We start from the raw sequence: 15,514 nt of genomic DNA, 5'->3' as shown, positions 1-15,514 counted from the left end.
ATGCTTAAATCTTTAATTTTCAACACATAAAATGAAAGTCTGTATTGCGGAAAAACCATCTGTAGCTCGAGAAATCGCTTCCGTTCTTGGAGCGAATTCCAAACATGATGGCTATTACGAAGGCAATGGCTATGCAGTAACCTATACTTTCGGGCATCTTTGCACGCTCAAAGAGCCAAACGATTATAAACCTCATTGGAAAAGTTGGGATTTAAATAACCTACCAATGTTACCTGAACATTTTGAAACCAAAGTGACTAAAGATGCTGGTATTCAAAAACAGTTTAAAATCATAAGACAATTATTTGATAAAGCAGAAGTTGTTATAAATTGTGGTGATGCCGGGCAAGAAGGGGAATTAATACAACGCTGGGTATTAAATCAAGCAAACTATAAAGGCAAGGTTGAGCGACTTTGGATTTCGTCATTGACCACCGAAGCTATAAAAGAAGGTTTCAATAACTTAAAACCATCTACAGACTACGATAATTTATATTACGCAGGCTTCTCTCGTGCTATAGGCGATTGGCTTTTGGGTATGAACGCAACTCGTTTATACACTTTAAAACATGGTGGCTACAAACAAGTATTGTCTGTGGGTCGTGTGCAAACACCTACCTTGGCAATGTTAGTAGATCGGTTTAAAGAGATAGAGAATTTCAAGCCACAACCCTATTGGGAGCTTCAAACATTATATCGTGAAACCCTATTCAGTTATGAAGAAGGTCGTTTTCTAAAAGTAGAAGATGGCGAGAAACTCGCCAATATTGTAAAAGAGCACGATTTTGAAATTGTTTCCACTACCAAAAAAGCAGGCAATGAATATGCGCCAAAACTTTTCGACTTAACAGGATTACAAGTCTATTGTAACACTAAATTCGGATTTAGTGCAGACGAGACGTTAAAAATCGTTCAGAAATTATATGAGCAAAAGGTAGTAACCTACCCAAGAGTAGATACCACATTTTTACCTAGTGATGTTTACCCTAAAGTACCAGGTATACTTAAGAACCTGACGAAGTACGATACGCTTACCAAACCTCTAGATGGTAAGAAATTAAAGAAAACTAAAAAGGTTTTTGATGATAGTAAGGTGACAGATCACCATGCCATTATTCCTACAGGTCAACAAATGAACTTGCAATACAACCAGCAGCAAGTTTATGATATCATTGTCCGTCGTTTCATTGCGGTGTTCTATCCAGATTGTAAAGTTTCTAATACAACAGTTATCGGTAAAGCTGAAACAGTAAAGTTTAAAACCACAGGAAAAGAGATTTTAGAAAAAGGGTGGCGTGCTGTTTTTGATACTTCGACTACGCTCAGTAACCAAAAAAGTAAAGAATCGGGAATATTGCCAACTTTTAAGAAAGGCGAAAAAGGACCGCACGAACCTTCATTTCTAGAAAAACAAACAAAGCCACCTAAGCAGTATACAGAAGCTTCGCTTTTACGTGCGATGGAAACGGCAGGTAAAAAGGTAGATGATGATGAACTTCGTGAGTTAATGAAAGAAAACGGTATTGGTAGACCTTCAACACGGGCTAATATCATCGAAACATTATTTCGTAGAAAATATATAAAGCGAAATAAAAAGCAAGTGATACCAACAGTTACAGGTATTCAGTTGATAGATACCATTCAAAATGAAATGCTCAAATCTGCCGAGCTAACCGGTAAATGGGAAAAGCAATTAAAGGATATAGAAAAAGGTACATTTAGCGCAGGTAGTTTTATTAAACAGATGAAGCAAATGGTAGACCAATTGGTTTATGATGTGCGAAGTGAAACTAGAAAGGCAAATATCTCAGCTGTAAATAATAAGCCAGCAGAAGCGGCTAAGAAAAAAGTAGTTGTAAAGGCCATAGGTATTACATCGGAAGTTTGTCCTAAATGTAAAAAAGGCACTATTCGAAAGGGGAAATCAGCTTATGGCTGTTCTGAGTTTAATAAGACTTGCGATTTTGTAGTTCCGTTTATATTCAAAAGCAAAACCATTTCAGAAAAGCAATTTATTAGGTTGTTTCAAAAAGGGTCTACCGTAAACTTAAAAGGCTTTAAAGTCAATAATATTTCGGTCGAAGGCTTATTGAGATTTGATGATGGTTTTAAGCTGAAGTTAGAACCTAAAAAAGGTAAGGTTCAAGTAAAGCCCACATCCGAAGAAAATAGTTGTCCTAAATGCAAAAAGGGAATTATTTTAAAAGGAAAATCGGCTTATGGTTGCAGCGAATACAAAGCAGGATGCGACTTTCGTTTTAGTTTCGATGAAATTCGTAAAAAAGCAAAAGGACAACCATTGACCAAAGAGTTGGTTTTTAAAATATTTAGAGGGGTGTAAAAATTAAAAAGCCTCTCAGTTTCCTGAAAGTCTTAATCTTTTTGGTAGTGGGAACTGGACCCGAACAGGGACCTTCGGGATATAGGTTAAAGAAAATTCCTGTGTTAAATAATTAACTAATTGATTATTTCTAATTTGTGTTTTTCGTTTTTCCGAAAATCGCTTCTCACCATATGCGGTAGCCTATTTGGTATGTATATTATAAATATAATACATACTTAAAGAGATTGTAAAAGAATTTGAGTTCTGTATAATATTCAGGATTTACAATACTTCTTATAGCCCCTTAGAACGTCTTAAAGCACGGACCTTATACTTATGTACGAAAATAAAATTGGGTTTTTAAAATTCTCACACAATCTTAAAAATGTGATAAAGAACTAAGCTGTTTAAAAGATATGATTTCAGGAAATATTCAATTATTATTTCGAAAAAAATACATTAATTAGTAAAATATCTTTTTCGATATTCTTTTTTTAGCCCTAGTATTATTTTCAAAAAGGAAATTATTTCATATTTAATTGGTTGAATTCGCATATTTCCATTTTCTATTTATGTTTTTTCAAATTTTAACTGTATTAAATTTCAGTATGTTTTTTCTTGCTTTAATTGTGTTTTTATAGAGTGTAAGTTATGGTATTTCAGTGCTTTAAAGCTGTTTCTACTTTGTAGGGCAATTCCCTTTGATTAATGTGTCACAACCTAATTTTAGGTCATTTTATAAAATGAAGCGAATGTAGCAGCGTCATAAAGTAGTTTTAGATAGTCAAAAAATAGGTAATCGACCATTGACAATTAACTTAAACTCAACTCACTTATGCAAAAGAAAATTTCGATGATTTTGCTGATGTTATTTTGCGCTCCTTTTTATTTAATGGCTCAAAATAACATTTCTGGTATCGTTACAGATAGCGAAACAAACAGTCCTTTACCAGGTGCAACAATCGTCATTAAAGGAACTTCTACCGGTGTCACTACAGATTTTGACGGTAAATACTCAATTCAAGCCAGCGAAGGCAGTGTTCTGGTATTTTCTTATATCGGTTTTGAACCGGTAGAAAAAGAGGTAACTACAGATGTAATCAATGTAACTTTAAAAAATGATGTAGCTCAGCTAGATGAAGTGGTCATTATTGGTTATGGTACTACTACGAAAAAAGATGCAACTGGTTCTGTTCAATTATTGACATCCAAAGACCTTAATAAAGGTGCTATTACTACTGCAGATCAAATGATAGCGGGTAAGTCTGCAGGTGTTCGTGTAGTTAATAATGGTGGGGATCCAGATGCAGGAATTAATATTAGAATTCGTGGGGGCTCATCGCTTAATGCGAACAACAGTCCGCTAATTGTAATCGACGGTGTGCCGTTATCTAATCAGAACCCGGCAGGGCAAGCAAATCCGTTAACACTTATAAATCCGAATGACATAGAGTCCTTCTCAGTGCTTAAAGATGCATCTTCTACTGCTATTTATGGTTCTAGGGCATCTAACGGTGTCATTATAATTACGACTAAAACTGGTACAAAGGGAGCTCCTCAGTTTAATTTTTCATCAAATGTCCAGGTTGGTACCTTAAGCAGAACTATCGATATTTTTGAATCTTCAGAATATACAGATTTTATTCAGAATACCTATCCCAATAGTTCAGAGCTCTTAGGTCTTAATGGCACAATTTACGATACCAATTGGCAAGACGAAATTTATAGAACATCCTATACCCTGAATAATAATTTAACGGCCAGGGGTAATCTTTTTAATAAAATTCCAATTAGAGCTTCGTTCGGGCATTCAGAGATTAATGGTATTCTTAAAGAATCGCAGTTAAACAGATATACGGCATCTTTAAATATCTCACCTGAATTTTTTGATCAACATTTAAAATTGACTATTAACGCAAAAGGTATTGCCACTGAAAAGGATCAGCCAGATGGTGGAGCTATTGGTAGTGCATTAACAGCAAACCCAACCTTACCTGTTTACGATCCCGACGGAGGTATTTTCGGTGGATTTTATCAGTTGACCGATGATCAGGGTATAGTTGGACCAGCTAACCCATTGGCTTTATTAAAACAAAGAGAACGTAACGAAGATGCAGATCGATTTATTGGTAATATGGAGTTGCGTTATAAAATTCATGGTTTAGAAGATTTGACGGCAGTTATAAATACGGGTATAGATTATTCAGAATCAACTATTAACGAATATTTTCTACCAAGTGCGGTAGCTTCGTACTCTATTTTCGAGAGTCTTCCAATTTTCAATAATTTCAGTGAAAACTATAGTGAAGATCAGGTTAAAAGAGACCATTTATTAGATGCGTATTTATCATATGAAAAGTTATGGGATGGAGCGCTTCGAAAAATTGATGTTCAAGCTGGTTATGCCTATCAAAATTTTACAACGCAGGGTGTTACCTACCCGACAACCACTGAGAATGGCTTTAGAGAATCGCAACAGCCATTCAAATATTATACAGAACTAAATCTACAATCGTATTTCGCGAGAACCAATCTTAATTTTTACGATAAATACCTGCTAACGGCTTCGTTAAGAGCAGATGGGTCTTCATTGTTCGCAAAAGATCAACGATGGGGTTATTTTCCGGCTGTTGCACTGGCTTGGAAAATTGATAGTGAAAATTTCTTGAAAGATGCAGAATGGTTAAGTCAATTGAAGTTAAGATTGGGTTGGGGACTTACGGGGCAACAAGATATCACGGGTCCTGTTGGCTTTTATCCGAACACGGCCTTATATGACGATGGTGACCCTACCGTAAGTTATATATTCGGCGATAGAGCTGTAACTACATACAGAGCAAATGCATTTAATCCGGATTTATCATGGGAAAAGACATCGACCTATAACATCGGTATCGACTTTGATATGTTTTCTAGTATTTTGAGTGGTACCATAGACGCGTATACCAGAAATACTACTGATTTGTTGGCAGAGGTGCCTCAGTCAGAAGGTGCTTTAAGAAATCGCTTTGTTAGTAATGTAGGCGAAACGGACAGTAAAGGTTTTGAGGCCGCTTTGCAAATTCGACCTATACAGACCAATAATTTTACATTAGAATTTAATTCTAATGTAGGTTTCAATGAAACATACATCAAAGATTTAGATAATATAACACAATTTGCCAGTGGTGGCGGAATAGGTCGTGGTACAGGCGTTAATATTGGGCAAACCGCTGTTGGGGAAAGAAACAGGACTTTTTGGTTATATGAACAAATCTATACGGCAGATGGTGCACCTATAGAAGATGCTTTCGTAGATCAAAATGGAGATGGTGTTATTTCTGATAGTGATCGTATTTTTATTCCGTTCGAGCCTAAATGGACCTATGGTTTCGGTACTTATATGCAATTTAAAAGTTTAGACTTGACTGCTAATTTTAGAGGGCAAATAGGAGGGCGAATTTATAATGGCAATTTATTGAATAGAGGTTTTACAGCATCTGTAATTCCGCTAACTGATACTGGCTTCATCAATAATGCCTTGAATTTATATGATGGTACTCGTTATAATGGTTTCTCTAATATTCCTTCAGATTTGCAGGCACTGTCAGATTTCTATGTTTCCGATGCATCCTTTTTGCGTTTAGATAACATTACCCTAGGGTACAATCTAAAACCTTTTGATGATAAAAAGATTGGATTGCGAATATATGGGTCAGCAAATAATGTATTCGTAGTTACCGACTATGAAGGTCTTGATCCAGAAAATTTTGATGGTATTGAAGCTTCTCCATATGCGCGTCCAAGAACATTTACTTTAGGTCTTAACCTTGATTTTTAAAAAAATAGCTATGATAAAAAATATAATATTTACCGTTTTCGCCGTGGCTCTCTTTATAGGTTGCACTGACGATTTAGATACAGAACCTAGAATAGAACAGAGCTTAGAGAACCTTTTGGAGTCAGAACCTGATGCAGCTTTAGGAATACTTGGAAAACTATATGGAGGTTTGGCATTGCACGGAATAGGAATACCCGGTAGTGGTAATCAGCAGTCTGATATTGCAGGAGATGACCCTGGGGAAACTGTTTTCTTTAGAAGTATGTGGAACATGCAAGAATTAACGACAGATATAGCCAAAAATAGATGGGGTGATGGTGGTTTGGATCCTTTGACCACGGCATCTAGTTGGGCGCCAACGAACAAGTTTTTTGGTTACCTCTACAATAGGAGCTACTTCAATATAGCGCAGACCAATAACTTTATTTTAGATGTGCAAAAGGCAGATGAGCCAGAAGCAGAGTTGTTCATAGCCGAAGCTCGCTTTTTACGAGCCTTATCCTACTATTATTTAATGGATATGTTTGGTGGGGTTGTTGTCGTTACTGAAGAAGATGGCGTCACTGGGGTTCGTAGGGCTAAAAATTCACGCACAGAGGTTTTTGAATTTGTCGAAAATGAATTGTTGTCTATTGAAGAAACCATGCCATTTGTTAATGAATATGGCAGGGCAAACAAGACCGCTGTTCAATTTCTTTTGGCAAAAATTTATTTAAATGCCGAGGTATATACAGGTACAGCTAGGTATACAGATGCATTGATGTATAGCGAAAAGGTTATTTCTGAATCTACCTTTACCTTAGATGATGACTATCAATCGATTTTTCAAGGAGATAACCATACTTCTACAGAAATAATTTTTCCGATAATAGCCGATAGAAATTTGGTACAGAGTTTTGGAACGTCAACCTATCTTACCAATGGTAGTTTGGGAGATACGACTATGCCTATCTCTGAGTTCGGTAATTCTGATAGCTGGTTTGGTCACCGTTGTACACCCGCTATATATGGTTTGTTTGGAGATTTAGAAACTACAAAAGATAGCCGTGCTTTATTTTGGACAGAAGGGCATACGTATGAAATGACAGATTATAGAACTTGGGAGAATGGATACCCAACATTTAAATTTCAAAATCAATATTCAACAGGTGATTCTGGAGAAAGTAATTTCTCTGATACGGATATTCCTTTATTCAGATTGTCTGATGCTTATTTAATGTATGCCGAAGCACACCTTAGAGGTGGGGGCGGTACATCTGGTCAAGCTATAAATTTTATCAATGCGCTTAGGGAAAGAGCTTTTGGCGATACGAGCGGAACTATTACGGAAGCGGATTTTAACGAGCAATTTCTAATTGATGAAAGGGCAAGAGAACTGTATTATGAAGGACATAGAAGGCAAGATTTAATTCGCTTTAATCGATTCACTGGCGATACGTATTTGTGGCCTTGGAAAGGTAATGTCTTAGAAGGTACCTCAATACCTGAAAATTATGATTTATTTCCATTTCCATTAGAAGCTTTACAAGCCAATCCTTTACTTGAGCAAAACCCTGGATACACTAATTAAAAATAAAAATGATGAAGAAAAATATAGCATATATCTATTCCTTTTTTATTGTAATGGCCCTTGTCTTGGGTAGTTGTAGCAATGACGATGAGAATATAAGAATTAGCGAAACAACAAGTACACAACTTACGGTTTCTTCGAGCGATGCTCTGGTGTTGTCTAGAGATATGGTGGGTGAGACGGTTCTTTCCTTAAATTGGACGATACCTGATTTTGGTTTTGAAGGCGCGGTACCTAGTTATAATGTTGTTTTAGGTGTAGATGGTGTTTCTGATATTGAACCTAAAAAAGTTACTGTAGGTAATACGTTGACAAAAGAATTTGTTGCAGAAGAACTTAACGAGGCCATTAATGATGCAGGTGCACTCTCAGGACTTGAAAATAAGATCAATATTTGGATTGAAACCGTATTGGGTAAAGAAGTTGTAGCTACCTCTGGTATTCAAACTTTATCTATAACTGGCTATGCGACTACGTTTGACTTGAACTCATCTTGGGGTCTAGTTGGATCTGCGACTCCAAATGGATGGGATGGACCGGATGTGCCAGTGTACAGTACGGCAGTTGCGAATGAGTTTGTAGCTTATGTTACCTTGGTTGATGGGGAATTGAAAATTAGGGAGAATAATGACTGGAGTGTTAATTATGGTGATACTGGGGCAGACGGCACATTAGATTTAGATGGAGACAATATTCAGGTAACCGCCGGAACTTACAAGATTATGTTCAGTTTAAATGATTCATCTTACTCTATAGAACCTTTTTCTTGGGGTTTAGTAGGTGATGCTACTCCTAATGGATGGGATGGTCCAGATGTTCCGCTAACATATGATTCAACTTCTGATCAATGGAGGGCGGTGTTAAGTTTGACCGCAGGTGATATAAAATTTAGGCAGAACAATGAGTGGACTATAAGTTATGGCGGTACCGGGTTGAGCGCTTCTTTAGAGCTAGATGGTCCTAATATCTCGGTGGAAGCAGGTAACTACTTGATCTCTGTAGATTTTAATAATAATTTATACACTATTGAGCCTATAGATATATGGGGTCTTGTTGGTGATGCCGCACCAAATGGTTGGGACGGACCTAATATGAAGTTTATCCCTGATTATGCAAATGAAGGCGTGTGGATACTGAAGAACGTAGCGTTATTGGATGGCGAAATAAAGTTTAGAACAAACGATGCATGGGATTTTAACTATGGTGATGATGGTAATGATGGAACACTAGAAGTAGAAGGAGCGAATATTCCTGTTAGTGCAGGTACTTATACGATTACGCTTTTACTGTCAGATACAGAAAATCCAACCTATACCATTGAATAAAAAGTAAGAATATGAAAATCAATAATTATATTAAAATTGGTCTAGGGTCACTGGTAATGCTGTTTACTTCTTGTACCAATGATGAATTTACCCCGCTAAAAGTTACAGAAAGCAATGATGCCGAAGATGCGCCGACAGGTGTTGCACAAGCTAGAACAACGGCACTTTCGCCGGGTAACGGTGTAATGATGCAAGCTTTCTATTGGGATGTTACCGAAGGTGGCGTTTGGTGGGACAATGTAGATTCTAAGCTAGAGTCTTGGGCAGCAAATGGCGTAGACGCTATTTGGATACCACCAATCTCCAAAGGTCAAAGTGGAGGGTTTTCTATGGGATATGACCCGGCTGATTATTTTGATTTTGGAGATTTTCAGCAACATGGTACTATAGAGACTCGTTTTGGTAACAGGCAAGAACTGGAGAAAATGATCGGCACGGCGCATGAGAATGAAATTGCCGTAATTGCAGATATAGTACTGAATCATAATTCTGGCGGTGAGCTAGAATATAATGAGTTTAGACAGGTAGAAACATATACATTGTTCCAACCTTCTTCAGGTCTTTTTAATAGAACCTGGTTGAATTATTTACCCAATGCGGTGAACCTTGAAGATGAAGGTAGATTCGGTGGCTTCCCAGATTTAGATTTGAAGAACGATTATGTGATGGATTGGTTATGGCGATCAGAAGAGTCTGTTGCAAACTATTACATGAATACGCTACAAATTGATGGTTGGCGATTTGATTATGTAAAAGGTTTTTCACCTGAGGTAATAAAACAATGGATCGGTACTGTAGGAGGCTATAGTGTTGGTGAAAATTTTGATGGAAATGTTGCCGACGTAGTGGGGCCTTGGGTAGAAGCTTCCGGGGCAAATGCTTTCGACTTTCCAAACTTTTTTAATATGCGAAACGCATTTTTAAATGGAAATTTAAATGAATTAACGAAGCCTAGTTTAATATCTACGATGCCAGAAAAAGCGGTCACCTTTGTTGGTAATCATGATACGGAATCAAGAGATGGTAGCAATGAATTTCCTAATGAATTCGAGACACATGCCTATGCGTATATTATGAGCGCTCCAGGGTATCCGTGCGTATTTTATTCCCATTATGAAGATAGTGGCGAAGAACAGAAAGAGAAAATCAATCAACTCATTCAGATTCGTTCACAATTAGCTGCTGGTGATTGGTCGGTTAACCACGTTGACAATCAAGAATTCATAGCTATAAGAGGCGGCGATGGTCAAAAACCAGGATTGGTACTTTATATTAATTTAAGCGATGTAGAAGTATCTAAAGAAGTTCAAACACATTGGAGCAGTGCCAATATTAAAGATTATACAGAAGAGTACAAAGTTTTTCAAAATTCTGATTCAAGTGGACTTGTTGTTCTAAAAGCTCCGGCAATGGGATATGCAATTTGGGCGGCCACGGATGATGATCAAGTAGCATTTTCTGAAGAATTGTTCGTACCAGGTGATTACCAAGGTTGGGACCCTGGTTCTGCCAATAGTCTTGTAGCGCTTGAAGTTCCTAATTTAACAGGTACCTATAGAGGTCATGTAAGTCTTACGAACGAGTCAAATGAATTTAAATTTACCGATGCTTCTAATTGGGATAATGGTATCTACGGAGATGCTGGAGATGGTACGTCGGGTAGTATAGAAGCTCCCGGTAATAATTTAGTATTGCCTGGTCCATTGGATTATGAAATAAATGTAGACTTGGTCAATAATAGCTGGTCTGCCTATACTTGGGCGATTATTGGTTCAGGTACACCAAACGGATGGGATGACCCGGATACGGATATGAGATATGATTTTGAGCGAAATGTTTGGACAGTAACGACCAACCTTACCGATGGTGAATTGAAATTTAGAGCCAACAACGGGTGGGATGTAAATCTTGGAGATACTGGTGCCGATGGAATTTTGGATGATGGTGGAGATAATATTGCCGTTCAAGCGGGTAGTTACCAGATTGATTTAAATGTAGCCAATAATACCTTTAGTTTAGGTAATTGGGGCATTATTGGATCTGCAACACCTAATGGCTGGGATGATCCTGATACCAATATGAATTATGATTTAGCTAATGGTGTATGGACCATATCAGTGGACCTTGTACCTGGTGAAATGAAATTTAGGTTTAGTGATAATTGGGATATTAATTTAGGCGACACCAATGTCGATGGTATCTTGGAACAAGATGGTGATAATATTTCTATTGCTACGGCAGGTAATTATACAATAATATTAAATGAGGAGACAAACATGTATAGTTTCAACCTTAATTAAAATGTTAGTTTAGTTGATTATTTTAGGGGTTGCCATTACGGCAACCCTTTTTCCATTTATAAGTAACCCATGTTTGTAAGCAGAATAAGATTTACATTTTACTGCCGAATCTAATACGTAAAATATAAAATATAGGTTGTAAAAAAAGTATATTAGTTAAATCAATAATTGTAATTTTTTTAAACAGTAGCTTCTTATAGCGTTGTTCACTTGAAAAGGTAAACATGATATTGACCTATTCATTATTGATTTTAAAAAGGTGTTGATTAAATGAGTTCTAGAAAAGTATATGGGCGATTTTGTGAGTTTGGCGGCAGTCTAAAATTCTTTTTGATAGTCATATTATATTTAAATATTGGTGTATTGTTCGCTCAGACCAGTTTTGTAATTGATTATGTGCCTGAAAATACTAAAACTACAGACTTTTTATATTTAAGTGGTTCATTTAACAACTGGAACCCTGAAGATCCTAACTACAGATTTACACGAAATTTTGATGGAACTTACGAGTTAAGAGACAAGTTGTTTAAGGGTTCTTGGATATCTTTTAAAATTACAAGAGGTAGTTGGGATACTGTAGAGGTTGAAAAAGAAGGAACACCTCTAACCGTAAGAAAACATTCTTTTAATCTAACTACAGAAGAAAAAATAGTCATACAAGTGGCAGGCTGGGCTGACACATTAAGTCTACGGGACAAACAAAAAAAAGTAACCATTGTGTTGACAGAGGTACCTCGAAATACCCCGCCTAATTCTTCTTTCTACGTTTGCGGTAATTTTAACGGATGGGTTCCTGGCGATTCGCGTTACAAAATGAAGCAGCTGGTCAGTGGAATTTATCAAGTGGAGGTTCCTATATATTCTGAACAATTAGAATACAAATTCACACGTGGTAATTGGTTAACTGTTGAAGGTAAAAGTTATGGTAGACCTATACCAAACCGCATATTGAGCAATAAAGAAATTGCTATGAACATACCGGTAAAAAACTCGATAACCTATTGGGAAGACCAATCTTACGGTATTTTCAATCCTTATACCTTGATTTTAATACTTACAGCGTTACAAGGTTTTTTTCTGATATTTATTATCAATTCTAATAGTAATAATAACAAATGGGCGAATCAAGCTCTAAGTGTTCTTATTTTTATAATATCGATTACATTAATAGCCAGAGTGGTAATTTATGACCGTGTAATTTATACAGATTACCCAAAACTATCGTTGTTAACTGACTTTGTATTTTTCTTATACGGACCAGTTTTCCTAATATATATTGAACGATTATTACAACATAGCAAAAAATCGTTTTTGAACTATTGGACCCATTTTATGCCATTTTTTTTACAATTGGTCATCTATATCAGTTTTTCTTTTAATCCCACCCATACATTTATTGAGCAAAATCTATTTCAATCTTTAGAATCACCGCCATATGCCGTATATGAAATAATAGTGCTAATAGCTCTGGTGTTTAATATCTACTACTGGTTCAGGATAAAGGGGAATATTAACAAGTATTTTAAAAATATCGAGATTAATTACTCTACCGATCAAAATATAAAATACTTGAATGTTATAATGATGGTGCTTGGGGTCTGTTTAGTTATATGGACGGTTATAGTTTTAGCTGATGTTTACAGTAGTTTCAGTGACGATCCAATAAATTATACTACAAATTTATTAATAGACATCGTTTGGGTCGTTTTTTCGGTTATGGTTTATTTATTAGGATATTTTGCCATAAAACAGCCGGAAATTTTTAGAATGTCCGTTGTAGAGATTGAAGATTCTAAGCCAGAAGTAAATCGTGCTCAGATTGATACTGATGAGTTGAACAAGCAAAAACAGGCATTGCACAAAAAAATGACCCAAGAGCAAATATATTTGAATCCAGATTTAAGTTTACCGGAGTTGGCACTAAAAATGGACACCAGTGTACACGCATTATCTAAAACTATCAACACAGGGTACTCTAAGAATTTTAGAGATTTTGTTAACCATTATAGAATTCAAGATTTTATTCAACGGGCCCAAGATGAGAAATATAAAAATCAGACCTACCTGGCCATTGCCTTGGCTGTTGGCTTTAATTCTAAGTCATCCTTTAATCGGTCATTTAAAAAAGTAACCGATAAATCTCCTAGAAAATACTTTGATGATTTGAGAGAAAGCTGATTAATAGCTTCATAACTGTATCATTTGGTATAATATATAGACCACGTTATAATTTAAGTCGACTTAGCTTAGATTTCTACATAATTTGGTTCTATTCAATAAATGATATTATGAAAATTGTTACTGGCTTTATCTTACTTTTATTTTTTAATCTTACACAAATTTCGGCACAGTCCTCTATAGAAAGAGTTGAACCACCTAATTGGTGGGTAGGTATGAATCATAACACTGTAGAGCTTTTGGTCTACGGAGAAGATATTGGCAGTTACATGGTAGCTTTGGAAGATTATAATGCGGTGACTCTTAAAAGTGTAAAAACTGTAGAGAACTCTAATTATCTTTTTATCACCCTACATATAGCTAAAGAAGCAAGACCGGGCGAACTACAATTACAGTTTAGTAAACCGAGTTCTGATACGATAACATATTCCTACCCGATAAATGAAAGAGATGTAAATAGAAAGTACATTGAAGGTTTTGATTCTTCCGATGCCATCTATTTGATAACCCCTGACCGTTTTGCAAATGGAGATGTCACCAATGATGAGGTTGATGGATTGAAAGAACTGCCAAATAGAAATGATAAAGGAGGAAGGCATGGTGGCGATGTTGAGGGTATGGTTGATCATCTAGATTATATAAAAGACCTAGGTTTTACCGCAATCTGGACCAATCCTATTTTAGAAAATAACATGCCTAACTATAGTTATCATGGTTATGCTACTACTGATTTTTACAAAGTAGACCCTCGTTATGGAAGTAATGCATTATTTAAAGAAATGTGTGATAAAGCTTTGGAAAAGGGTATGAAGGTAATTATGGACATGATTGCGAACCATTCTGGTTTAGACCATTGGTGGATGAAAGATTTGCCATCTAAAGATTGGATAAATCAATGGGAAACATATACCCAGACTAACCACAAAAAAACCGTTGTCTTGGACCCATATGCTACCGAAAAAGATAAGAAGGTTTTTTTTGATGGCTGGTTTGTACCGACCATGCCAGATTTGAACCAACGTAATGAATCTATGTCGAAATATTTAATACAAAACACGTTATGGTGGATCGAGTATTCTGGAATATCAGGTATACGAATGGATACATACCCTTATCCAGATATGTATTTTATGAATGATTGGACCAAGGCGGTTATGGCAGAATATCCAAATTTCAATATTGTAGGTGAAGAGTGGGTGCTGAGACCAACTATTGTTTCTTACTGGCAAAAAGGAAAACAGAATTCAAATGGTTATACATCAGAATTAAAGAGTGTAATGGATTTTCCTTTGCAAAATGCATTGGTCAATTCTTTAAATGACCCTGATTCTTGGAATGCTGTCTATGAAGAGTTAGGGCAAGATTATCTATATCCCGACCCTCAAAATTTGGTGATTTTTCCCGATAATCATGATATGAGCCGCATATATACACAGTTGAATGAGGATAAAGAATTATTGAAGCTTGCACTTACCTATATAGCCACTATTAGAGGTATTCCTCAAATTTATTATGGTACAGAAGTGTTAATGAACAACAAGGGAACTGAGGATCATGGCGTAATTCGTTCAGATTTTCCAGGAGGCTGGCCTAATGACCCTGTTGATTCATTTACAGGAAAGGGTTTAAATAAGTCGCAGTTAGAAATAAAGAATTACATAACTAAACTTTTTAATTGGCGAAAAGATAGTAGTGTTATTCACCACGGTAAACTTGTTCATTTTGCAACTATGGATAATACCTATGTATTCTTTAGGTATACGAAGAGTGAAATGGTAATGGTGATATTGAACAAAGACAATGGTAGTATGACCTTAGATATGAAGGAGTATAAAGAAGTGCTTAAAGGAAATCTCTCTGGAAAAGATATATTAACCGGTAAACATTATAAAGACGTAGAGAGCTTAAAAATTTCTGGTAAGACTGCACTTATTATAGAGATAGAATAATATTACTTAAAACAACGCCAAGGTTAGTCTAGTATATTTTTATAAAAAA

Annotated in this window: 7 protein-coding genes; all 7 read left to right on the top strand. The window is 36.1% G+C overall.

Features of this window, described 5'->3' with window-relative positions:
- The first annotated feature begins 31 nt into the window (after positions 1–31).
- The 7 genes from CLV90_RS13665 to CLV90_RS13635 all read left to right on the top strand — a co-directional run bounded on the left by CLV90_RS13665 (position 32) and on the right by CLV90_RS13635 (position 15,465).
- Entirely contained in the window at positions 32–2,341 is a 2,310-nt protein-coding gene (locus CLV90_RS13665) for a DNA topoisomerase 3 (protein ID WP_133688072.1), read from the top strand.
- Positions 2,342–3,158: 817 nt separating this feature from the next.
- On the top strand, positions 3,159–6,143 hold the full coding sequence (locus CLV90_RS13660) for a SusC/RagA family TonB-linked outer membrane protein (RefSeq protein ID WP_133688071.1): 2,985 nt from the start codon (positions 3,159–3,161) through the stop codon (positions 6,141–6,143).
- A 10-nt stretch (positions 6,144–6,153) separates the two neighbouring features.
- Positions 6,154–7,713 carry a RagB/SusD family nutrient uptake outer membrane protein gene (locus CLV90_RS13655; RefSeq protein WP_208295130.1) on the top strand — a complete coding sequence of 520 codons (1,560 nt, stop codon included), beginning with the start codon at positions 6,154–6,156 and terminating at the stop codon, positions 7,711–7,713.
- Between the two features lie 11 nt (positions 7,714–7,724).
- Entirely contained in the window at positions 7,725–9,038 is a 1,314-nt protein-coding gene (locus CLV90_RS13650) for a SusF/SusE family outer membrane protein (RefSeq protein ID WP_208295129.1), read from the top strand.
- An 11-nt stretch (positions 9,039–9,049) separates the two neighbouring features.
- On the top strand, positions 9,050–11,338 hold the full coding sequence (locus tag CLV90_RS13645) for an alpha-amylase domain-containing protein (RefSeq protein ID WP_133688069.1): 2,289 nt from the start codon (positions 9,050–9,052) through the stop codon (positions 11,336–11,338).
- A gap of 270 nt (positions 11,339–11,608) precedes the next feature.
- A complete protein-coding gene (locus tag CLV90_RS13640) occupies positions 11,609–13,516 on the top strand; it encodes a helix-turn-helix domain-containing protein (RefSeq protein WP_133688068.1) in 1,908 nt (635 codons plus the stop codon).
- Positions 13,517–13,626: 110 nt separating this feature from the next.
- Complete coding sequence (locus CLV90_RS13635; RefSeq protein ID WP_133688067.1) at positions 13,627–15,465, top strand: glycoside hydrolase family 13 protein; 1,839 nt, start codon at positions 13,627–13,629, stop codon at positions 15,463–15,465.
- Positions 15,466–15,514: the final 49 nt, after the last annotated feature.

This window comes from Maribacter spongiicola (genome assembly GCF_004364165.1).
Classification (GTDB): domain Bacteria; phylum Bacteroidota; class Bacteroidia; order Flavobacteriales; family Flavobacteriaceae; genus Maribacter; species Maribacter spongiicola.
This window is presented reverse-complemented; position numbering and strand designations above follow the sequence as displayed.

Bases quoted from the DNA above. Each gene is read 5' to 3' on its own strand.
- CLV90_RS13665 (WP_133688072.1), top strand. From the start codon at position 32: ATGAAAGTCTGTATTGCGGAAAAACCATCTGTAGCTCGAGAAATCGCT.
- CLV90_RS13660 (WP_133688071.1), top strand. From the start codon at position 3,159: ATGCAAAAGAAAATTTCGATGATTTTGCTGATGTTATTTTGCGCTCCT.
- CLV90_RS13655 (WP_208295130.1), top strand. From the start codon at position 6,154: ATGATAAAAAATATAATATTTACCGTTTTCGCCGTGGCTCTCTTTATA.
- CLV90_RS13650 (WP_208295129.1), top strand. From the start codon at position 7,725: ATGAAGAAAAATATAGCATATATCTATTCCTTTTTTATTGTAATGGCC.
- CLV90_RS13645 (WP_133688069.1), top strand. From the start codon at position 9,050: ATGAAAATCAATAATTATATTAAAATTGGTCTAGGGTCACTGGTAATG.
- CLV90_RS13640 (WP_133688068.1), top strand. From the start codon at position 11,609: ATGAGTTCTAGAAAAGTATATGGGCGATTTTGTGAGTTTGGCGGCAGT.
- CLV90_RS13635 (WP_133688067.1), top strand. From the start codon at position 13,627: ATGAAAATTGTTACTGGCTTTATCTTACTTTTATTTTTTAATCTTACA.